This is a genomic window from Desulfosporosinus sp. SYSU MS00001 (genome assembly GCF_049943955.1).
Lineage (GTDB): Bacteria > Bacillota > Desulfitobacteriia > Desulfitobacteriales > Desulfitobacteriaceae > Desulfosporosinus.
The window spans coordinates 1-21,017 of sequence record NZ_JBNFTW010000017.1 but is presented as its reverse complement, the minus strand read 5'-3'; the positions used below and the strand labels follow the sequence as shown (position 1 = coordinate 21,017).

15 protein-coding genes and 2 other annotated features are annotated in these 21,017 nt (G+C 43.9%); of the genes, 14 read left to right on the top strand and 1 reads right to left on the bottom strand.

Features of this window, described 5'->3' with window-relative positions:
- Positions 1-168 precede the first annotated feature (168 nt).
- From ACPUYX_RS20260 to ACPUYX_RS20205, 12 genes are all read left to right on the top strand, one after another.
- Positions 169-912 (top strand): MgtC/SapB family protein, encoded by a 744-nt coding sequence (locus ACPUYX_RS20260; RefSeq protein ID WP_426381417.1) that lies wholly within the window; start codon positions 169-171, stop codon positions 910-912.
- 156 nt (positions 913-1,068) lie between these two features.
- On the top strand, positions 1,069-1,941 hold the full coding sequence (gene ytxC, locus ACPUYX_RS20255) for a sporulation protein YtxC (protein ID WP_426381416.1): 873 nt from the start codon (positions 1,069-1,071) through the stop codon (positions 1,939-1,941).
- A gap of 79 nt (positions 1,942-2,020) precedes the next feature.
- Positions 2,021-2,234 (top strand) — a binding site (T-box leader).
- A 50-nt stretch (positions 2,235-2,284) separates the two neighbouring features.
- Entirely contained in the window at positions 2,285-4,213 is a 1,929-nt protein-coding gene (gene thrS, locus ACPUYX_RS20250) for a threonine--tRNA ligase (RefSeq protein ID WP_426381415.1), read from the top strand.
- Positions 4,214-4,249: 36 nt separating this feature from the next.
- Positions 4,250-4,380, top strand: a sequence feature (ribosomal protein L20 leader region).
- A 26-nt stretch (positions 4,381-4,406) separates the two neighbouring features.
- Positions 4,407-4,922, top strand: coding sequence for a translation initiation factor IF-3 (infC, locus tag ACPUYX_RS20245; RefSeq protein ID WP_088185784.1), 516 nt, complete (start codon positions 4,407-4,409; stop codon positions 4,920-4,922).
- A gap of 21 nt (positions 4,923-4,943) precedes the next feature.
- A complete protein-coding gene (gene rpmI / locus ACPUYX_RS20240) occupies positions 4,944-5,141 on the top strand; it encodes a 50S ribosomal protein L35 (protein ID WP_426381414.1) in 198 nt (65 codons plus the stop codon).
- Positions 5,142-5,167: 26 nt separating this feature from the next.
- Entirely contained in the window at positions 5,168-5,527 is a 360-nt protein-coding gene (gene rplT / locus ACPUYX_RS20235) for a 50S ribosomal protein L20 (RefSeq protein WP_088185783.1), read from the top strand.
- 140 nt (positions 5,528-5,667) lie between these two features.
- The gene (locus tag ACPUYX_RS20230) at positions 5,668-6,462 is read left to right on the top strand and encodes a TrmH family RNA methyltransferase (RefSeq protein WP_426381413.1); all 795 of its coding nucleotides are present in this window, start codon (positions 5,668-5,670) and stop codon (positions 6,460-6,462) included.
- A 411-nt stretch (positions 6,463-6,873) separates the two neighbouring features.
- Positions 6,874-7,896, top strand: coding sequence for a phenylalanine--tRNA ligase subunit alpha (gene pheS / locus ACPUYX_RS20225; RefSeq protein ID WP_426381412.1), 1,023 nt, complete (start codon positions 6,874-6,876; stop codon positions 7,894-7,896).
- Positions 7,897-7,908: 12 nt separating this feature from the next.
- Positions 7,909-10,314 (top strand): phenylalanine--tRNA ligase subunit beta, encoded by a 2,406-nt coding sequence (pheT, locus tag ACPUYX_RS20220; RefSeq protein WP_426381411.1) that lies wholly within the window; start codon positions 7,909-7,911, stop codon positions 10,312-10,314.
- 43 nt (positions 10,315-10,357) lie between these two features.
- The gene (locus tag ACPUYX_RS20215) at positions 10,358-10,615 is read left to right on the top strand and encodes a cell division protein ZapA (protein ID WP_426381424.1); all 258 of its coding nucleotides are present in this window, start codon (positions 10,358-10,360) and stop codon (positions 10,613-10,615) included.
- 174 nt (positions 10,616-10,789) lie between these two features.
- Positions 10,790-13,351 (top strand): DUF3656 domain-containing U32 family peptidase, encoded by a 2,562-nt coding sequence (locus ACPUYX_RS20210; RefSeq protein WP_426381410.1) that lies wholly within the window; start codon positions 10,790-10,792, stop codon positions 13,349-13,351.
- Between the two features lie 93 nt (positions 13,352-13,444).
- Positions 13,445-15,811 carry an endonuclease MutS2 gene (locus tag ACPUYX_RS20205; RefSeq protein ID WP_426381409.1) on the top strand — a complete coding sequence of 789 codons (2,367 nt, stop codon included), beginning with the start codon at positions 13,445-13,447 and terminating at the stop codon, positions 15,809-15,811.
- Positions 15,812-16,084: 273 nt separating this feature from the next.
- Here the strand turns inward: ACPUYX_RS20205 and ACPUYX_RS20200 are convergent, their stop codons facing one another.
- Complete coding sequence (locus ACPUYX_RS20200; RefSeq protein WP_426381408.1) at positions 16,085-18,781, bottom strand: transglycosylase domain-containing protein; 2,697 nt, start codon at positions 18,779-18,781, stop codon at positions 16,085-16,087.
- A gap of 236 nt (positions 18,782-19,017) precedes the next feature.
- Here ACPUYX_RS20200 and ACPUYX_RS20195 point away from each other — a divergent pair, with 236 nt between their 5' ends.
- Both ACPUYX_RS20195 and tyrS read left to right on the top strand, forming a co-directional pair.
- Positions 19,018-19,194, top strand: coding sequence for a hypothetical protein (locus ACPUYX_RS20195; RefSeq protein WP_426381407.1), 177 nt, complete (start codon positions 19,018-19,020; stop codon positions 19,192-19,194).
- Positions 19,195-19,275: 81 nt separating this feature from the next.
- Positions 19,276-20,544 (top strand): tyrosine--tRNA ligase, encoded by a 1,269-nt coding sequence (gene tyrS, locus ACPUYX_RS20190; protein ID WP_426381406.1) that lies wholly within the window; start codon positions 19,276-19,278, stop codon positions 20,542-20,544.
- The last annotated feature ends 473 nt before the right edge of the window (positions 20,545-21,017 follow it).

Sequence of the window (21,017 nt, the reverse complement as noted above, 5' to 3'; positions counted from 1 at the left end):
ATATTTAGTAATCAAAATATTAGAATTTTTTATAAGATTAAAGGAATTGAACCTATGATAACGAATAATTGATTTGAGTAATCATCATAGAAAAGGCCTCGCCCTCGAACTATTAATTTATGTTATTAAGCGATAGATATTACAATCACAGTTAGGATGTGAAAAACAGTGCATATTACGGATTATGAAATTGCTTTAAGGCTATTGCTGGCTTGTATTTTTGGAGGAATTGTCGGTCTCGAACGAGAACGAAATGATAGTTCGGCAGGATTTAGAACTCATATTTTAGTTAGCTTAGGCTCAGCGTTGATTATGATTTTATCAATGTACGGTTTTGCTAATTTCACGTCAGTTAACAAAGATCCTGCTCGCTTAGCTGCGCAAGTTGTCTCAGGGATCGGCTTCTTAGGAGCCGGCACAATCTTGCGAGATAAAACATCGATTAGAGGCTTGACAACTGCAGCATCCCTTTGGGTTGTCTCAGCCATCGGCTTGGCAACTGGAGCCGGGTTCTATTTTTCGGCTACATTGGTCACCTTTTTAGTGTTTATAACATTAGAGCGCATAGTAGAAAATTATTTTTTTAGAAACAGTGCGACAATTAAGGTTGTTGCTGTCAATGGAACGTGCAGAGTTAAAGAGATTAACAGGGTTATTGAGTCTCACAACATTGTTCCGCAAAATATTACGATGACTTTGCAAATAGAAGAACAAAATAAAACGGTTATATTATTTAAATTGAGAACTCCCTTTCGTAAACTTGACATAGAAAACCTGATTGAGGATATTAATGAAATTGATGGGGTTTATTCTGCAGAACAAGAATTGAACGATGATAGAGACTCTAGTCGATCTCTTTTCTCTCGCAGAAAATCGGTGTCTCAGAAGGATAGTAACAATTGCTCAATGTAAAATGTGGTTAAAGAGAATAAAAATGTTATAAATTGGAAATGTTATGGAATGTCCGAAATACCTTTTGAAAATATATTGTTTAAAAGGTATTAACAGATTGGCCCAATCGAAATATGGCTTCCTTAGAGTCATATACTCTAATATGGAGGGGTGCCAGTGGAACATTCCGTGCAGTTAGGTACGCAAAGATACCATGACAGTATATGTAGGTCCTTAAGGGAATTGAGTAAACGTGAACGTCTCCCTTTACAGATTATTGAGCAGCAACACGGAAAGCGTTGGCTAATTCAGTGTAAGTTTCTTGCTACATCTCTTGCGGGGACTGACAATGAGGAAATGGTCCGGAAAATCCAGCGATATTATTTAGCGAATGCCTTAGCCGAAACGATCTTGCTACATTGGGAGAAGGAACATGTACGGGGAATCCTTAAAAAAAATAAATATTTAATTGATGATAATGGTCAGGAGATACTGAACAGAGCTCTGGAATATTTGAATAAAGGTTTGGGCCAAGATCGTGCCTATCGTATCAACCGTAAGACAAAGCTTGTAACTCAAATTTTAAGTTGTCTTAATCAGTCTTTGAATTTTGATCTTGAAGGCTTTCTAAGTTTCCGAGCCCAGGAATATAAGCATGACGTCAGTAAAGCCGTGGAGTTTGCTATCGAAGAGTATATCGTAGAAAAGGAGTATCTGGAATTTATTCAGCTCTTAAAACATTTTGTCGACACCCAGACGCCGCAATTAGAGAGACTGCATGTAGGAATGACTTCGAAAGGTGAGTTTCATCTTTATGACGAGGACGGAGAGGACATAACCCGCGACTACCTGGAAGATTATCAGCTGGATAATTTACATGAGTTAGGTTACGAAGACCTCTTGGTAAGTTCGCTTATCGCAGTAGCTCCAAGACAGATCACGTTACACATTCGTTATAATGGGTATAAAGATACATTACAGACCATAAGGCGGGTTTTTGGTAGTAGAGTTCGTGATTGCAGTGGCTGTTCTTTATGTAAAGATTTTTGACAAATAAGCAAGGCTTTTGTATAATTAATCTATTCGCTTGGTATATTAATCTCAATAAAACTATTTCTAAAGTGATTACTTTAAATCGCTGAAAGGGAGAGTATCCTGATCCTAAGTGTTAGAGAAGAAATGCCGCGGCTGTAAGCATTTCTCACAAAGGTTCAGGTGAAGACCACCCTTGAGTGCAGGGCTGAAATAAGTAAGCTTTGCCGTTTCCCGCGTTAAGGGGAATCGAGTGGAAGGAATATCCTTTCAGTTGGGTGGAACCACGGGAGCAAGCTCTCGTCCCTAGTTGGGGCGAGAGCTTTTTTGCGTTTATCGAAATTGGTTAGGAGTGATAGCAATGATACAAGTAACTTTAAAAGATGGCTCAATACGTGAGGTTGAACAAGGAACGACTATAGCAGAATTGGCTGCCTCTATTTCGCGTGGTTTAGCTAAAGCTGCAGTTGCCGGAAAGGTAAATGACAAATTAAAAGACCTTTCTTATCCTCTCACGGAGAATGCGGCAGTTGAGATCATCACACTGGACAGCGAAGAAGGATTGGAGGTTCTTCGGCATTCAACGTCTCACCTAATGGCCCAAGCTGTAGAAAATTTGTTTCCCGGAACAAAGTTGGGGATAGGACCAGCTATTGCCAAAGGTTTCTATTATGATTTTGATTCTGAGCATGTGTTTACCCCTGAGGATCTTGAGAAAATCGAGAAAGAAATGAAACGACTGGCTAAGGAAAACTACACTTATCAACGTAAGGAAGTATCGCGTACCGAGGCTTTGGACTACTTTAAAAAACTTGGTGAAAATTATAAAGTCGAACTTATTGAAGGGCTTCCCGAAGATGCTACCATTTCCATGTATACTCAGGGCAATTTTACGGACCTTTGTGCAGGTCCCCACATCCCATCAACTTCAATTATTAAAGCAATTAAACTCATGAGTTTGGCAGGCGCCTATTGGCGAGGTAATGAAAAAAATAAGATGCTGCAGCGCATTTACGGCACAGTCTTTGCTAAAGCGGCTGATCTCGAAGATTATCTATTCAAATTGGAAGAGGCCAAACGCCGCGATCATCGTAAGTTGGGCTTAGAACTTGATCTTTTTAGTCTTCATGACGAAGGTCCTGGATTCCCCTTCTTCCATCCTAAAGGAATGGTTTTGCGCAATGCTCTTGAAGATTTTTGGAGACAAGAACACCGCAAGCGGGGCTATCAAGAAATTAAGACCCCGATTATTCTCAATCGTTCACTCTGGGAACAATCTGGTCACTGGGATCATTATAAAGAAAACATGTATTTTACGAAGATCGATGATCAGGATTTCGCAGTTAAGCCTATGAACTGTCCGGGTGGTATGATTATGTACCGGACCAAATTGCGCAGTTATCGGGACTTGCCGCTGCGAGTTGGAGAATTGGGACTCGTTCATCGCCATGAACTATCGGGTGCACTCCACGGTTTGCTGCGGGTTAGAAACTTTACTCAAGATGATGCCCATATCTTTATGCTTCCGTCCCAGATTAAGGAGGAACTTCTTGGGGTTATTGAACTGGTAGACACCTTCTACAAAGTGTTTGGTTTTGAATATCATGTAGAGTTGTCCACCCGTCCTGAAGATTCTATGGGTTCAGATGAGGATTGGGAAGCCGCAACTCGAGCGCTTCAAGAGGCCCTCGAAGAAAGAGGCTTGGATTTTAAGATCAATGAAGGTGATGGAGCTTTTTATGGACCAAAGATTGATTTTCACGTGAAAGACTGCCTGGATAGGACTTGGCAGTGTGGTACCATACAGCTTGATTTCCAAATGCCGGAGAAATTCGACCTAACTTATGTCGGCGAGGACGGACAAAAACATCGTCCGGTTATGATTCACCGAGTGATCTATGGTAGTATTGAACGGTTCATAGCACTTTTGACTGAACATTATGCTGGAGCTTTTCCAACCTGGTTAGCACCTGTTCAAGTTCGCATTTTGCCGATCAGTGAGCGGCATCAGGGCTATGCCAAAGCATTAGCTGCCCGTTTCAATGAATTAGATATAAGAGTTGAAACGGATGAGCGTAAAGAGAAAGTTGGCTACAAAATCCGTGAGGCTCAAACTGAAAAGATTCCTTATACCTTGGTTGTTGGAGATCAAGAAGCCGAGTCGGATACCGTTGCTGTACGTCGTTACGGTCAAGGGGATGCCGGAGAGAAAATGACAGTAGATGAGTTTGTTAATCTTATACAAGATGATATAAAAAATAAGAAGCTTTTAACAGCTTTGGCTCAATAAAAGTTGACAAAACTTGAGAGCTGATATAAAATATTCGTTGTCAAGTAGAAGCCATCCGCTTCTCACCTTACGGCTAAAGTCGGTAAGGTATCTTCTGGGCTTGGGCTTAATACGTGCTCATGATTGTTTAGAAGACGGGTGGTATTCATCCGTCTTTTTCTATTGTGCTAAGTTTTAATGGGGGTGGTTTCTTATTAGCAAGGACTTAAGACTCAATGACGAAATCCGGGTTAGGGAGGTCCGTCTTGTTGGGGAAGAAGGAGAACAACTTGGAATTATGGCGGTTCGAGATGCCTTGAACCTTGCAGTCGAGAAGTCTTTAGATCTCGTAGAGATTGCACCGACGGCGAAACCGCCGGTCTGCAAACTAATGGATTATGGCAAGTATAAGTATGAGCAAGCGAAGAAAGATAAGGAAGCTCGTAAAAAGCAAAAGAGCATGGAAATTAAGGAAGTCAAGCTGCGCCCCAATATTGAGGATCATGACTTTGAAACCAAGGCTCGTAATGCACAGCGCTTTCTAAGCGAAGGGGATAAAGTGAAGGTTACTATTATGTTCCGCGGGCGGGAAGTCACTCACCCTGAACTAGGACGAACCCTTTGTCTCAGACTTGCAGAATTCTGTAAAGCGGAGTCTAGCATAGAGCGTGATCCTAAACTTGAGGGCCGCAATATGATTATGATTTTGGCTTCTGTTAAACATGACTAATACCGAGAGGGGGATACTCAAATGCCTAAAATGAAAACTCACCGTGGTGCGGCTAAGCGCTTCAAGAAAACTGGAACAGGTAAAGTTGTCCGTATGCACGGCTTTACAAGTCACATTCTGGAGAAGAAGTCTCAGAAAAGAAAACGTAATTTGCGTAAATCAACGGTTATGAACCAATCTGATGTCAAGAGAATTAAAAACTTGATTGTTTATCTATAACGTTGCACTAAAAGGAGGTTTTTGGGATGGCCCGTGTTAAAAAAGGCATGACAAAACATCATAGACATAAAAAGATCTTAAAATTGGCGAAAGGTTATCGCGGAGGGAAAAGTAAACTTTACCGCCCCGCGAATGAACAAGTCTTAAAATCCTTAGCCTATTCTTATGCTCATAGAAAAGACAACAAAGCAAACTTCCGTAAGCTTTGGATTGCTAGAATCAATGCAGCTGCACGTATGAATGGTATTTCCTACAGCCGCTTGATGAATGGCTTGAAGAAGGCTGGGGTAACAGTTAACCGTAAGATGCTGGCAGAACTGGCAATTAGCGATGCAGCAGCATTTACTGAAATTGCAAATGTCGCTAAAGTTCAAATTAACGGCTAATTACCAAGTGAAGAGGATGCGCTAGCATCCTCTTTTTATAGATGTGTTTCCTTCGGCGCAAACGAAATTATAAAGGACTCTGCCAATGGGTAGACTATATCTATCTCTGGAGCTGGTCCCTAGGCCTTGGGGGTGGAAAAGTGCTGGAATCCTTACAAAATGAACAGGTTAAATTCATCGCCTCTTTGCAGCGGCGTAAAGTCCGTGAAGAGACCCAGCTATATGTTATAGAAGGATGGCGGTTCGTTGCTGAAGCTTTAAGCAGGAATGCGCCCATAAGAAAAGTATACGTTAGCTTAAAAGGAAAACAATCTGAGTGGAGAGTCCTAAGGGAAGGATTGCAAGATCGAAGAATCCCCTTTGAGGAAACCGATGAGCGGGTTTTTCGTAAAATGAGCGCGACGGAGGAACCACAAGGCATTTTAGCGCTTGTGAATCAAACAAGGTATACATGGGACGATATAGATATTGATGGGAAATCGGTAGTGCTTGTTTTGGACGGAGTTCAAGATCCCGGGAATCTAGGGACGATTCTCCGTACTGCCTTGGCGGCGGGAGTTCGTTACGTTTGTTTAACGTCGGGAACCGTTGATATTTATAATCCCAAAGTGCTGCGCAGTACTATGGGAGCCCTTTTTTCCTTAGTCCTTATCCCGGACTTGTCCCCGGAGGCAGTGTTAAGCTTTTGCCGAAAACAGGGTCTTCGGATCATTTTAGGAGATACAAAAGGAAGAGCACTTTACGAGACGAACTTATTGAATGGGCCTTTAGCTTTGGTTGTGGGGAATGAAGGAAATGGTCCATCCCTTACCTTTCAAAGGGAGGACGTACAAAGAGTTACAATTCCTATGGCGCAGGAAGTGGAATCACTAAATGTAGCCATGGCAACGGGAATTCTTCTTTACGAGATAGTGCGTCAAAGGGATTTCTTGTAATTTACTGGGGCGCTATGCTATAATAGCTTGATAACTTGTTGATAGTTTACAATATTTATAAAGCGATGATAGGGTAAAAAAGGATTGTTTCTTCACAGGGAGGTGGGCCAAGACTGTAAGCCTGCTAAGAAAGTATCCTCCTCTTAGAAAAAGAGGTTAAATTTCGCCTTGGAGCGGCTTTTTGATCTGTAGAAAAGCCCGGTTTCCGCCGTTACCGGAACATGAGTGTGGCTTAAAAAGCCAAACCAGGGTGGTACCGCGAGAATGACGCTCGTCCCTTTTGTAGGGGATTGGGCGTTTTTATTATAACCTTAAGCGTGGGATCATATCGTCTCACCAAAGGATGGATAGAAATACTAATGAGTGATGAGACGCTTACGCAGAGTTTGGAAATTGGAAAGGATGGTTGTCTTGAAGAAAGAAATACTTCGTATTGGAGAAGAGGCCCTGCGTGAATTGCAGCAATTAGATAAGTCGGAAGCTCTTCAAGAGCTTAAGGTCAAGGTGCTTGGCAAGAAAGGGACTTTGACAGCATTGCTGAGGCAGATGGGTAGTTTAAGTCCCGAAGAGAGGCCGGTTATGGGACAAGTGGTTAATGAGATGCGCAGCCGCTTGGAAAAAGCTTGGGAAGAACGAAGCGCGGAGTTGGAAACTATTGCTCTGGAGAAACGTTTAGCAGCAGAGCGCATCGACATTTCTTTGCCCGGCAGCCGCGTTGCCCGCGGGCATTATCACCCCTTGACTCAGGTTGTTGAAGAGATTGAAGATATTTTCCTGGGGATGGGCTTCCAGATCGCTGAGGGGCCGGAAATCGAATCGGATTATTACAATTTCGAGGCGCTTAACCTTCCTAAAGATCATCCGGCTCGGGAAATGCAAGATTCCTTTTATATCACAGAAGAAATATTGCTGCGGACTCAAACTTCTCCTGTTCAGATTCGGACAATGGAAAAACTTCGCCCTCATTTACCGGTGAAGGTCATTGCTCCTGGGACAGTTTATCGAAATGACGATGATGCCACACATTCTCCGATGTTCCATCAAGTTGAGGGACTTATGGTTGATCAAGGGATTCGGATGTCCGATCTAAAGGGGATTTTGCTGAATTTTTCAAGGCAGATGTTTGGCGAATCTCGTGAAATTCGCTTGCGGCCCAGTTTTTTTCCATTTACTGAGCCAAGCGCTGAAGTCGATGTTTCTTGTATGCTTTGTGGAGGAGCGGGATGCCGCCTTTGCAAAGGAACCGGGTGGATTGAAATTTTAGGTTCGGGAATGGTTCACCCGAAAGTCCTGGAAATGGGCGGATATAACCCGAGGGAAGTCACAGGCTTTGCTTTTGGCATGGGCGTTGAGAGAATTGCCATGCTGAAGTTTGGCATTGAGGACATGAGGCTTCTTTTTGATAATGATTTGCGCTTCTTGCAGCAGTTTTAAGGGGGAAAGACTATGAAAGTCAGTATGGAATGGCTTCGCGAACTGGTGGATGTCAATCAGAACGCCGAAGAGTTGGCAGAAACATTAACTCGCGGCGGAATTGAGGTAGAAAATGTTGAAAATCTTAATAAAGGCTTTGAAAAGGTAGTCATTGGGGAAATTACTTCTTTGACTAAGCATCCTAATGCCGACAGGCTATGGGTCTGCGACGTTAATTTAGGTCAGGGAAACGTAACAATCGTCACCGGTGCCCAGAATTTACAGGCCGGAGACAGAATCCCTGTAGCCATGATAGGCGCTGCCTTGCCCAATGACTTGTCGATTCGGAAGTCGAAGCTGCGAGGTGTAGTTTCAGAGGGGATGTTATGTTCGCGTGAAGAGCTCCTGCTTGATGATTCCGTAGGCTTGGACCGCAGCGAAGGCGGTATTTTGGTCTTATCATCCGAGGCTCCGGTTGGGGAGAATTTTGGCAAATATCTAGGGCGTGAAGACAGTGTTTTAGATTTAGAACTCTATCCCAATCGCCCCGATTGTTTGGCGATGGTCAATGTGGCACGCGAAGTGGCGTCACTCACCGGTAAACAGCCCCATTTGCCTAAATGGGCAGAAACAGCAAAGGAATTAGATCTTCCTGCTGCTGAGAATTTTAAGATTATCATTGAAGAGGAGGAGTTGTGCCGCCGTTATGCCGGTTTAGTTGTTGAGGATGTTCATATTGCTCCTTCACCGGAATGGATGCAGCGGAGACTCAAGGCGGCTGGTGTTCGGCCAATCAGTAATATCGTCGATATTACGAACTACTGTATGTTGGAGATGGGGCAGCCTTTACATGCCTTTGACCGGGATAAGATTACAGGGAACATTCATGTTCGTAGTGCCAAAGCAGGAGAAAAAATTGTCACTCTCGATGGAGTTGAGCGATCTCTCCAAGCGGATACTCTGCTTATCGCCGATGATCGACAGGCTTTAGCAGTTGCAGGCGTCATGGGAGGTTTTGACAGTGAAGTTACGAAGGATACGAAACGTTTATTAATAGAGTCGGCTCATTTTGCCGGAGTAAGTATACGCAGGACAAGCCGAAGGCTGGGACTCAGGTCAGAAGCTTCAAATCGTTACGAAAAGGGTGTTAATCCTTACGGTTGTGTGGCAACCTTGGGACGAGTATGTGAATTGCTGCTGGAATTAGGAGCAGGACGCCCTGTGGCCTTTCTTGATGAGCTAAAGACTCTTCCTCCGCTGCGCCAGATTACACTATCAGTACAGCATACCTCTACTGTTCTTGGCCTTGAACTTAAGGACTCGGATATCCGACAAGTTCTGGCAAACCTATACTTTAGGTACGAGGAAAAGGAAGGCATCTTCGTTGTAGAGATTCCTACCTATCGTGCGGATTTGGAAATTGAGGAAGATCTCATGGAGGAAGTTGCTCGTTTAATGGGATATGATCTGATCCCTACGACCTTGCCGCAAGGGGATACGACTCAAGGAAGAAGGACACCGGAACAGGACTTTCGCCGTCGCTTACGCAAGGTATTTGTTCAATCCGGAATGGATGAGGTTATGACTTATACCTTTACAGGTGCTGCTAAAGACGCTCAGTGGGGGAGCGCTCAGCACTCGATTTCTTTGCTTAACCCCTTAAGGGAAGAACTCAGCGTGATGCGTACGTCGTTGGTGCCCGGATTGTTAGAGGTTGCGGCCAAGAACATAGCACGGCGCAATACGGAAATTAGTATTTTTGAAGTTGGGACGACTTACTGGGGGGATGAAAAACCCTTGCGTGAGCTTCCGCGTGAAGTATTGCGAGTGGCTGGGGTTGCCGTTGGGAAGAGCGGCAGGCATTGGCTAAATTCCCAGACTCAATATGACTTTTTCTACGTCAAGGGAATTTTAGAGGAGATTGCTCGGGAGTTTGGACTTAAATTTGATTATCGAGTGCCGGAAAATCGTCCTCGGCTCCATCCTGGACGTTCAGCTGATGTTTATCTTCACAATGAATGTATCGGCTTTTTAGGTGAGATACATCCTTCGCAAGAAAAAGAATGGGCTTTGGAGCGGGCTGTAGTCTTTGAGTTGGATCTGGGTGTCTTATTTAAGCATATGCGGCCGATCGTGCGTGCGCAATCCATTCCGCGTTTTCCTGCCATCAATCGTGATTTGGCAGTCGTGATACCCATAGATACTTCCTCTGCGGCGGTGATGGCTAAGATTCACAAGCTCGGAGGGGAACTGCTGCAGAACGTAGAACTATTTGATGTTTATACCGGCAAGTCAATACCAGAAGGACGCAAAAGCCTTGCTTTTTCCTTGCGCTACCAATCGTTAGAGCGGACTTTAACCGATGAAGAAGTAAATAACTTGAATTCTCGCATTCTAGAGGGAATTCAGCAGGAATTTGATGCAGAATGGCGAAAATAGAAAGCGTTTCGGCAAAGTAGCAAGAAGAGAGCGGGGGAAAATTGTGGCTCAGGAATCAGTCAAAGTCGCTGTTGAAATTTTTGGAGAGAAGCACGTGGTCCGCGGTGAAGGAACAGAAGCGTATATCCAGGGGTTGGCTCACGAAGTGGACAAAAAAATGCGTTTAATTTCCCAACGACTCCCTCGCTTAGGCATTCACCAAGTGGCAATATTAACTGCACTTAATTTGGCGGATGATCTTGCCAAGCTGCGAGAGGAGCAAGAAACTCTCATGCAGCTGCTGGGCGAAAAGACTGAATAGCCAAGGAAATTTTTGGGTGAGGGAGCATCTTAAACTACTTTGCAAGCAGTTTAAGATGCTCCCCATTGCTTTGCATTAAAGTATGAGAAATTGTACATATCTAAGTTAAGCAATTATAATAAGTATGTTCATTGGAGTGGATAAACAAAATATGAGGGTGGAGCGTAAAATTAAATGCACAATCAAAGAGAAGCGGTAGCGGCAAATGAAACACTACCTCTGGAGCTTCTGGCGCCTGCAGGAAGTTTTGAAGCATTCAAGGCAGCTGTGGAAAACGGCGCTGATGCAGTTTACTTGGGAGGCAAAAGTTTTAGTGCTCGAGCAAGTGCCGCAAATTTTGATTTAGAAGAGCTGCGCAAAGCAGTCCGCTATGCTCATGAACGGCAGGTTAAAGTCTACCTAACAGTTAACATATTGATTGCGGATCAGGAGTTTCAAGAGCTGATGGACTACCTTTATGCTGTTTATGATATTGGTGTTGATGCTGTCATACTACAGGACTTGGGAGCCGCAAATCTCATTCGTGCAATTCTGCCGGAACTGGAAATCCATGCGAGCACGCAAATGACGATTAACACAACATGGGGTGCTCAACATATGGAAAGACTCGGTTTTTATCGAGTTGTCCTTGCAAGAGAAACTTCGGCAGCTGAGATCAAAACTTTGGCTTCAAGTACTCCTTTAGATCTGGAGGTTTTTGTACATGGTGCACTTTGTGTATGTTATTCCGGCCAGTGTCTGATGTCCAGCTTTATCGGAGGAAGGAGCGGGAATCGAGGCACTTGCGCCCAGCCATGCCGGATGACTTATCAGCTGGTAAATCGAGAGCGTAAAAATCTATTGGCTGTTAAGAATTTGGGGGAGCATTTATTAAGCCCCAGGGACTTAAATTTGGTAGAAGATTTAGCGGAGCTAAAGGAGATTGGAGTTCATTCGCTGAAAGTAGAAGGCCGCATGAAAAGACCAGAATATGTGGCAACAGTAATTAGGCTGTACAGAAAGGCTCTTGACCAGATTGAACGTCAAGGAGAGAATGGCCCCCTGCTTACAACCGAGGAACATCAAGAATTATTGCAAATCTTCAATCGTGATTTTACCAAAGGATATTTAAAGGAAAATCCTGGTGCGGACCTAATGAGTTACAGTCGTCCAAACAATCGGGGAACACGCCTTGGACGCGTAGTGAGTCTCAACTCAGGACGATTAGAGCTCAAGCTCGAGGCTGCTATTCACTCGGGCGATGGAATAGAGTTTTGGACAGGTAGGGGACGGGAAGGAATTACTGTTGGTAACATTTGGCGAGACAAGCAACCAGTCAGTGATGGCTTCCCCGGGGAAACTGTGCAAATCGAATTTACTGGGGCGGCACGTCCTGGGGATCGCGTCTTTAAAACAAATGACGCTAAGTTAATGGAGAAGGCCCGGGAAAGTTTTCAAGAAGGTAAAGAACAACGTAAGCGTCCTCTGACTATGTACCTGACGGGGCATATTGGAGATAAACTGACTTTAGAAGTTGTCGAAGGTACGCGCAGAGTCAGGGTATCTTCTGCTAATCCTGCCCAAAAGGCTTTGAAACGGCCTTTGACTTGGGACTATGCTAACCAACAGCTTGGACGATTAGGAACTACACCTTTCTGGTTGGATCAATTAGTGGTTGAGGTTGATGAGGGTCTGATGCTGCCGGTGAGTGATCTTAATGAAATGCGGCGAATGGCGGTAGAGGAACTGCTTAGAGAAACAACACAGCGAAATGTTGAGCGATCTATTTACCGACAAAGAATTGTTAAATGGAACGATGAATTGGCGAAAGCACGCTTAAACTCGAGAGGGAGAAATCTGCCGCTGGTTTCTGTAGCTGTAAGCGATCCGGAAACCCTTCAGGCGGCCCTAAAGTCTGGAGCAAAAAGAGTACTCATTGGCGGAGAACACTGGCGTTCGAGGAAAAATTTCAAACTAGATGAAATACGCTCAGGGTTTGAGACCTGCCGCAAACATGGTGTTGATTGCGCTTGGCGGCTCCCTAGAGTTTTAAATGAAATTCAGAGCACGAGACTCCTGGAGGATCTGAAAAAGGCAGCTCTTTGGCCAGAAAAGCCAAAACTTATGGTCTCGAATCTCGGTGAATTGGAAATCCTGCGATCTTTGGATCCCAATTGGCCTTTTGAAACGGATTATTCTTTAAACATCTTTAACGAGGCCAGCCTTGCTCACTTTTTGCACCTAGGCGCTCAAAGAGTAACCTTATCTCCTGAATTGCATCATGAACAATTGGCCCATTTGGCAAAATGGGGGGGGATAGAGTACTTTGTGTTTGGCGATCTGGAAATGATGGTAAGCGAATACTGTCCGGTAGGATCGATCTTGGGTGGTAAACAAGGAAGTCGTTGTTCAGGTGAATGTGTTAAGGAACCCCATTATTTACGGGATCGTCTGGAGTATGACTTTCCTTTGGAGACGGATCAGGAATGCCGGATGCATCTTTATAATGTTAAGGTCTTAAATCTATATGAAGAATTGCCGCAGCTCAAACGAATGGGTGTATCCAATATACGTTTGCAGCTAACTCGCCAATCTCCTGAACAGGTAGGTCTGATCGTCAAGGTTTTTTTAGAAGCATGGGATACCTTGCAGCTCGGAAACCGGTCCCTTTGGACTCCGGATGAAGGAATGGCAAAGTTGACTTCCATGTTTCCGCAAGGTTTTACGAAGGGACATTTTTTTAGAGGTGTGCTTTAACTGACGCCTTATACTAATTATTATGGTTAGGATTGCGAACGTTGATTCCAATGATGCTGGGTATTGTGTTTTTGAGTGTATTGAGGAGGATCTATGGGAATCGAAGATAAAGTATTAAAAAAGCTGGATTTCCCCAAAGTGTTAGAACGCTTGGCCGAGTATTGTCTTCTTCCAAGAGCGAAAGAATTAGCCGAAGGGTTAACCCCAAAGGTTGATTGGGAAGGAGTGCGTCTTGGACTTCAAGAAACGAATGAGGGAAAAAACCTTTTGCGTGGGAACTCCCTCTTTTCTGTTCGCGGCGCTAAAGAAATACGGCCTTACCTTGAACGTTGTTTACGCGGAGGGATTATTCATGGCGAAGAATTGCTTGAGGTTCGGGATACCTTACGGGTTGGCAGAAAATTAAAACAGTACTTCCAGGAATCCCAGGCGGAGTTTCCTGGATTATGGGAGATCACTCTTTCAATGGAGAGTCAAAAACCTTTGGAGGATGAGATTTCTCGTTGTATTACCGAGGATGGCAAGGTCGCAGACAGTGCATCATCGGAATTAGCAGAATTACGCCGTGCTATTTATCGTCTGCAGAATCGCATTCGGGAGAGTCTGGAAGGAACACTGCGTAACCCTGCTTATCAAAAAATGCTGCAGGACCCTATCATTACTCAGCGTTCGGATCGCTATGTTATTCCCATAAAACAGGAATATCGTTCGGTTTTCCCAGGTATTGTCCATGATCAATCGGCCAGCGGTGCAACGTTATTCATTGAGCCCATGCCGGTTGTCCATTTGGGCAATGAACTGCGGGAAGTGGTTCTAAAGGAACAGCGTGAGGTTCAACGTATTCTTCAAATGCTCTCTGCCCAAATTGAGGCACGAGCAGAAGCAGTGGCAGATCTTCATGAAGCCTTGGCAAAACTTGATTTCGTTTTAGCTAAAGCGAATTTAAGTATCACAATGAATGCGGGAGAACCTGAATTAGTACCCAATCAACAATTAAAGCTGGTGCAAGCCCGCCATCCTCTGATCAGTGGTACCGTCGTTCCTCTCTCGGTTGAATTGGGGATTGAGTTTGATACTTTGGTTGTTACCGGGCCAAATACCGGGGGTAAAACGGTGGCTTTAAAGGTTGTTGGTCTAATGGCGGCAATGACTCAATCTGGTCTGCACATCCCTGCGGAGAGTGATTCTCGCATGGGGATCTTTAGTCAGATTTTTGCGGATATTGGGGATGAACAAAGTGTCGAGCAGTCTCTGAGTACTTTTTCCGGTCATATGAAGAATATCGTTGATATTATTCAGCGTTCCGATGAACGGTCATTGGTCTTACTTGACGAAGTCGGTGCCGGGACAGATCCAACGGAAGGCGCGGCTTTAGCCATGGGTATTCTTGAGGAGCTGCATTCAAGAGGATGCCGGACGGTTTCTACGACCCATTATGGGGCCCTAAAAACCTTTGCCTACGAGACGCCGCGTGTCAAGAATGCTTCCGTAGAATTTGATACGGAGACCTTGCGTCCGACGTATCGGTTATTAATTGGGATTCCGGGTAAAAGTAATGCCTTTACCATCGCCAGAAGACTTGGTCTAAGTGAGCAGGTCCTTGAGCGGGCTAATACATTTGTGACTGAACGGGAAATGCAGGTTGCTGATCTCATTGAAAATCTTGGCGAGACACACCGGGAAATTGAGTTGGAAAAGCAAAAGGCTGAATCCGGACGGCAAGCGCTGGAACAGCAAGCGAAGGCTCTGGAAGAAAAGTCACAACGCTTAGATGAGGACTATGAACTTTTAATGACCTTGGCGAAAGAGGAAGCCGGTGAGCTTGTTCGTGAAGCAAAACGTGAAGCGGAAGCAATTATCGCCGAGTTGAAAGAAGCTCTCAAGAAGGAAAACAAGCAACAACAGGACATTGAAAAGGCGCGCCAAGGTTTTCGCCGGGTTTCCAATAAACTTGAAAAAGGACGAACGACTGAACATACCGGCGGTGGTTTGAAACCAGATCAGATTAAGCCGGGACAGACGGTTATGATGACAAAACTCAGGCAGAAGGGGCAAGTGCTGAAGCTCCCCAATGCCAGCGGTGAAGTCCTTGTCCAAGCAGGTATCATGAAAGTGATGGTGCCCTTAACAGAATTAAAGTTGACTCGGGAAGAAAAGCCAACTCCGCCCCGAAGTTCACGGAAAGGGAATAGTCTTGGACTGCAAAAGGCGGAAGAGATTCGAAGCGAGATTGACCTAAGAGGAATGTTGGTTGAACAAGGTACTGAAGTCTTGGATAAGTTTCTTGACGATGCGGTTCTGGGCGGTGTCGGCCAAGTCTATGTGATTCATGGCAAGGGAACAGGCGCCATGCGGACAGGAATTCAAGATTTTCTGCGAGGGCATCCCCATGTACGCAGCTACAGACTTGGCGAATATGGGGAAGGAGATTCAGGGGTCACAGTCGTTGAGCTAAAGTGAACTCGTTCGGCTAAAGCTGAACATCGAGGCATCTGTGACGAAAGTGTCCGTGGGACTCTTTCGTCGAAAGCGCCTATAGCCCATAACAAATGCTTTCGGGCTAAAGGATGGACTCTACCCATACCAAAGCAAGGTATGGGAACACTCCCCCCTGAAGTGGGAGTCTTATGATTGGATAAACACAATGAAAAAGGTTGTAATAAACTTTCGAAAGTTTATTACAACCTTTTTATTTAGCGTTGATCCCGGCTTCGGAATTTGTGGTTTATAGTTTTAGTCAGTTATCGTTAATTTTACACTTCCCGAAGACGGCCCGACTCCTGGTCCATTAGGATTCTGGAAAGCGGCCCAGAAGATGTAGTCACCGGGTATAGGTGGCTTTCCGTTGTCTGAGAGTGAAATGGAAATGGAAGTTTTAGTGGTGTGGGAGGCGTTTATCGGGAAGCTTTCTATGGTATTCTGACCGGAACGTTGAAGATAAAAAATCGTAGAATTGTTTTCACTGTTAGAAGGAACCGTCATGGGTATAACAGCTGTGTAGGTTTTGGGGTCATATTTCACTTGACCAAGGGAAGGTTTAGGGAGAGTGGAAAGGGTTGGGTCCACTTGAGGGTTTGTATTGGTATTCGGAACATTTGAGTTGGGGTCGGTCGAATTGGCTGTTGTTGAATCAGGAGCGGTTGAATTTAGATCATTTGAAGTCCCTGACCCCGTCATTTCACTTGGCGGTCTGTAGGGGGCTTCGCTGGCCGGCCATATCCAAGAGGGGGAGCGATTCGGCAGATTAAGGAATGTTCTCGCAATGACATTCCCTGTTGAGGCATTCGCTAGGATGTTAGGGTTATCTGCATCGACGTTCTTTTGAAACCAAACATCACTAACACGGGTAGGGAAATCCCCCTGGGCGGCTATTTCGGTGCCAATAAACTGGGGTGGAGTTAGGCTGCTTGGCAGGAGACCGGATTTTGTATCGAATTGTCCGCTTACAATTCCGGCAGGTTCTTCAAACTTCGTTTGAACAGGTTGATCTTCAAGAGCGACAGTCATCACCTTTTTCCAGATTTGGGCCGGATAACTTCCGCCATAGACATTGTGTAAATAATGTTTTCCATCAGGGTCAGAATCGTATCCCATCCAGACGATTCCTGTTATATTGGGGGTATAGCCGGCAAACCAGGCATCCGGATTACCAGACTTATTGCCATATTTATTGGGATCCAACGATGTGGTCCCGGTTTTTCCGGCAATAGCCCAGTCTCCTATTCGGGCACTATAGGCTGTACCGTCCGTAACAACACTGCGCAGCATATTGTTTATAATATAGGCTGTTGTTTCTTTCATGACTCGGGTTTTCAATATTTTTGGACTAATAATCGTGTTTTCTTTAGAATCAAGAACTTTCGCTATTGCATGTGTCGTTACTTTTACTCCGTTATTGGCATAAACTCCATAAGCAGATGCCATATCTAAAGTGGATACTTCCGGCGTCCCAAGGGCTAGACTAAGGACACGGTCTTTGTCCTCAAGCGGTAAGCCCAAATTATCTTTGGCAAACTTCCAACCATAATCTACTCCAATGAGATCAAGAAGTTTGACAGCATAAACGTTTACCGAATCTTCCAGGGCATAACGCATAGTAATTAAGCCCTTCCAGCCTTTGTCAATGGTGTCAAAATCCGTAGGAGTCCAAGCTTTGCCGTTTCCGCCATTATAGCTGACAGGCATATCATCAAGCACTGTCCCGGGGAAATATCCGCCTTTTTGGATGGCCGGACCATAAACAGCTAGAGGTTTGATCGTAGATCCGGGTTGCCGTTTGGATTGCCAGGCTCGATTTAAGCCGCGGGTTGTGTATTCCCGCCCGCCAACCATCGCCAGTATTCCGCCGGAGGTTGGATCAATGACCGTCATAGCGCCCTGAACTTTTGTGCCATCAATTCCTTGTGGGAAATTTGAAGGGTCAGCAAAAGCGGATTCTGCAGCACTTTGGATTTTAGTATCAATGGTTGTATAAATCTTCAATCCGCCGCTGTAAATTTGATCTGGAGTTAAGTTATAAGTGGATTCCAACTCTTCCACTACATAATCAATAAAATAAGGGTATTTGTAATTTGCAGTGGATACGGCAGTGTTTTCAGCCCCACCTTTTTGTTTCATAGTATCGACATAAGTAAAAGGAGCATCTTTGTATTGGTCGTATTGACTGGCAGTAATCAGTCCGGCATCTTTCATGACTCCTAGTACAATATTACGGCGATTTTTGGCCGCTTCAGGATGGATATAAGGGTTATATTGACTTGGAGCTTGGGGCAGCCCTGCCAAGAGTGCGATTTGATCCGGTGTCAGAGCGTTGAGATCTCTACCGAAATATGTTTTGGCTGCAGCTTGGATTCCGAAGGAGGATTGTCCTAAAAAGATTTTATTGAGGTAAAATGTGAGAATTTCGTCTTTGGTATATTCGTGTTCGAGTTGAAGTGCAATAATAGCTTCTTGAACCTTACGGGTCAGGGTTTTGGCCGTCGGGTCTTCAATAAAAGCATTTCTGGCAAGTTGAATAGTGATGGTACTTGCTCCTTCTTTAGCACTTCCTGAGCGAATGTCATTGACTGCTGAACCAATAATTCGAATAGGGTCGATCCCAAAATGCTGATAAAAACGTTTGTCCTCGACTGCCACGAATGTTTTTTTGACAAGATCCGGTATTTGCGATGATTGGACGACTTGACGGTTAACTCCTCCGTACAATTGGGCTATTTGTACGTTATTCTTGTCGTAAACATAGGAGGTTTGCTTTTGGTCGTTCAGTGCACTGGGATCCCATTTAGGCGTTTGTGCGGCAACAATTCCGACAAAAATCCCTCCGCCAATGATTGCTAAGATCATGAGGCTAACAAGAAACTTGATAACAATCCGAAATTTCGATGAACGACGCTTTTTTCGAGGAACTGTTGGTCTTCGAGATGATGACATGATTGAACCTCCTCCGATAAATATGAGGCTTTAGATACATGATATAATTCTTTGAATTATATCATACTTCTGCAATCCTAAGGAAATTCTAATTCTATATAGGTATGTGACAGTTCGATACGGTGTGTTGCATGTCGGATTAAGAAAAGGTATAATACAATAATACAAATCTATATTGTGAATGGTATGATTGAGAAGAAGCTTGGCAGAAGGTATCAGAGAGTCGGTGGTCCGGTGTGAACCGACACGGAAACCAAGGGTTACACCTCAAGACTGGAGTTAAAAGCTCTCGGAGTAGTTCCGTTAACGCTACAGAGCTGGGTGCCGTTTCGCTGCAGAGAAATGGCATCAATGTGGGTGGTACCGCGGAGCATTTTCGTCCCTCAACGTTAGTTGAGGGATTTATTATTTGAATGATTCGGGAGCATTTACTAAGTAAGAACTCTATGTATTCTATTTCATCAGAAGCTAAAAATATTTTTGGAGGTATGATTATGGATTTGTTTCAAGACTTGAAAGACAGAGGGCTTATTTATCAGCATACAGATGAACAATCATTACGTAAACGATTAATGTCAGGTCCCATTACATTGTATTGTGGTTTTGATCCCACCGCTGATAGCCTTCATATAGGAAGCTTGCTGCCTATACTAATATTGAAGAGATTTCAGCTAGCAGGGCATAAACCTATCGCCTTAGTCGGCGGAGGGACAGGTCTAATTGGTGATCCAAGCGGCAAAGCTTCAGAAAGAGTACTCAATCCCCAAGAAATTGTAGAAGAATGGGCTGATAAAATAAAAGCTCAGTTAAGTCGTTTTTTGGATTTTGAAAGAAAAGACAATCCAGCGATTATTGCTAATAATTACGATTGGCTTGGTTCTCTTCAGGTCATTGAATTCTTGAGAGATATCGGTAAGAATTTCCCCTTAGGAACTATGTTAGCTAAAGAGTCAGTTGAAACACGAATGAGTAAAGGAATTTCTTATACAGAATTCAGCTATATGATCTTACAATCCTATGACTACATGAAGCTGAACGAATTGTATGGTTGTGAACTTCAAGTGGGAGGTAGTGACCAATGGGGGAATATCACAGCTGGCATCGAACTAATTCGCCGAGCTTCTGGCGAGCAAGACAAGGAAATGTTTGGTTTGACCATGCCCCTTGTCACCAAAAGTGACGGCGTCAAATTCGGGAAAACCGAGGGTGGTGCAGTTTGGTTAGATCCTAAAAAGACTTCTCCCTATAAATTCTATCAATTTTGGTTAAATACTGATGACCGGGATGTTGTTAAGTTTCTAAAATACTTTACGTTTTTGACAATCGATGAAATTAATGCTTTAGCTCAAGATCTGGAAAGAGAGCCTGAAAAGAGAAAAGCCCAGCGAACTCTGGCAAACGAGGTAACAAGGTTGGTTCATGGGCAAGTAGCTCTTGACCGAGCTGAGAAAATAACGAAAGCTCTTTTTGGAGGGGGATTAAAGGGTTTATCTGCTTCCGAGGTTGAAGAGGGATTTAGTGATGTTCCCTCTGCTGCGATTGACAACGCGGATATAAGTTTTGTGGATTTATTGGTGCAAGCGGGGGTTGTCTCCTCAAAACGTCAGGCTAGAGAGTCTATTGAGAATGGCGCTATCTATGTCAATGACCTTCGCTGCAATGATTTAGAAACCTCTGTATCGCAATTGGAACGTTTAGACGGGAAATATCTTATTGTTCGGCGAGGGAAAAAGAACTATTATCTTATTAAATTTGGACAATAACTCTGCTGAGTTGATTTATTTGTTATTTCGTAAAACTTTATTCAATATCTATTGAATAAAGTTACAATATCAATCTGGAACCAGGAGATTAGTTAATGATTTGCCTTGGGGATCTCAAAGTCTCCAGGGCAAATTAATTAATTTGTAGTATTTAAGGATGATTATAAAGCCTAACAACGTGATCTTTAATATAAAGCAGTATTGAGATTCGCATTTACCATATTTTGCATATAGACTTTTTGAGATATTGCAAAAAATATTATTGACAAGATAAAAATGAAATGTTAATATACTTAAGTGCCGCGAAACAAAACGTAAATAACACAAAATCGAGCGGACATTCTGATCTTTGAAAACTAAACAACAAGGACAGCCAATGAGAGAAACTCGCAAGAGTTTCAAAAAGAATCATGAAATCATGAGCAGATATCATCTTCTTTAAAGAAGTTGAGATAACTTTTTTGGAGAGTTTG

What these genes read in the sequence shown, in the direction of transcription:
- thrS (WP_426381415.1), top strand. Translation starts at nt 2,285, where the DNA reads ATGATACAAGTAACTTTAAAAGATGGCTCAATACGTGAGGTTGAACAA.
- rpmI (WP_426381414.1), top strand. Translation starts at nt 4,944, where the DNA reads ATGCCTAAAATGAAAACTCACCGTGGTGCGGCTAAGCGCTTCAAGAAA.
- rplT (WP_088185783.1), top strand. Translation starts at nt 5,168, where the DNA reads ATGGCCCGTGTTAAAAAAGGCATGACAAAACATCATAGACATAAAAAG.
- pheT (WP_426381411.1), top strand. Translation starts at nt 7,909, where the DNA reads ATGAAAGTCAGTATGGAATGGCTTCGCGAACTGGTGGATGTCAATCAG.
- ACPUYX_RS20210 (WP_426381410.1), top strand. Translation starts at nt 10,790, where the DNA reads ATGCACAATCAAAGAGAAGCGGTAGCGGCAAATGAAACACTACCTCTG.
- ACPUYX_RS20205 (WP_426381409.1), top strand. Translation starts at nt 13,445, where the DNA reads ATGGGAATCGAAGATAAAGTATTAAAAAAGCTGGATTTCCCCAAAGTG.
- ACPUYX_RS20200 (WP_426381408.1), bottom strand. Translation starts at nt 18,781, where the DNA reads ATGTCATCATCTCGAAGACCAACAGTTCCTCGAAAAAAGCGTCGTTCA.
- tyrS (WP_426381406.1), top strand. Translation starts at nt 19,276, where the DNA reads ATGGATTTGTTTCAAGACTTGAAAGACAGAGGGCTTATTTATCAGCAT.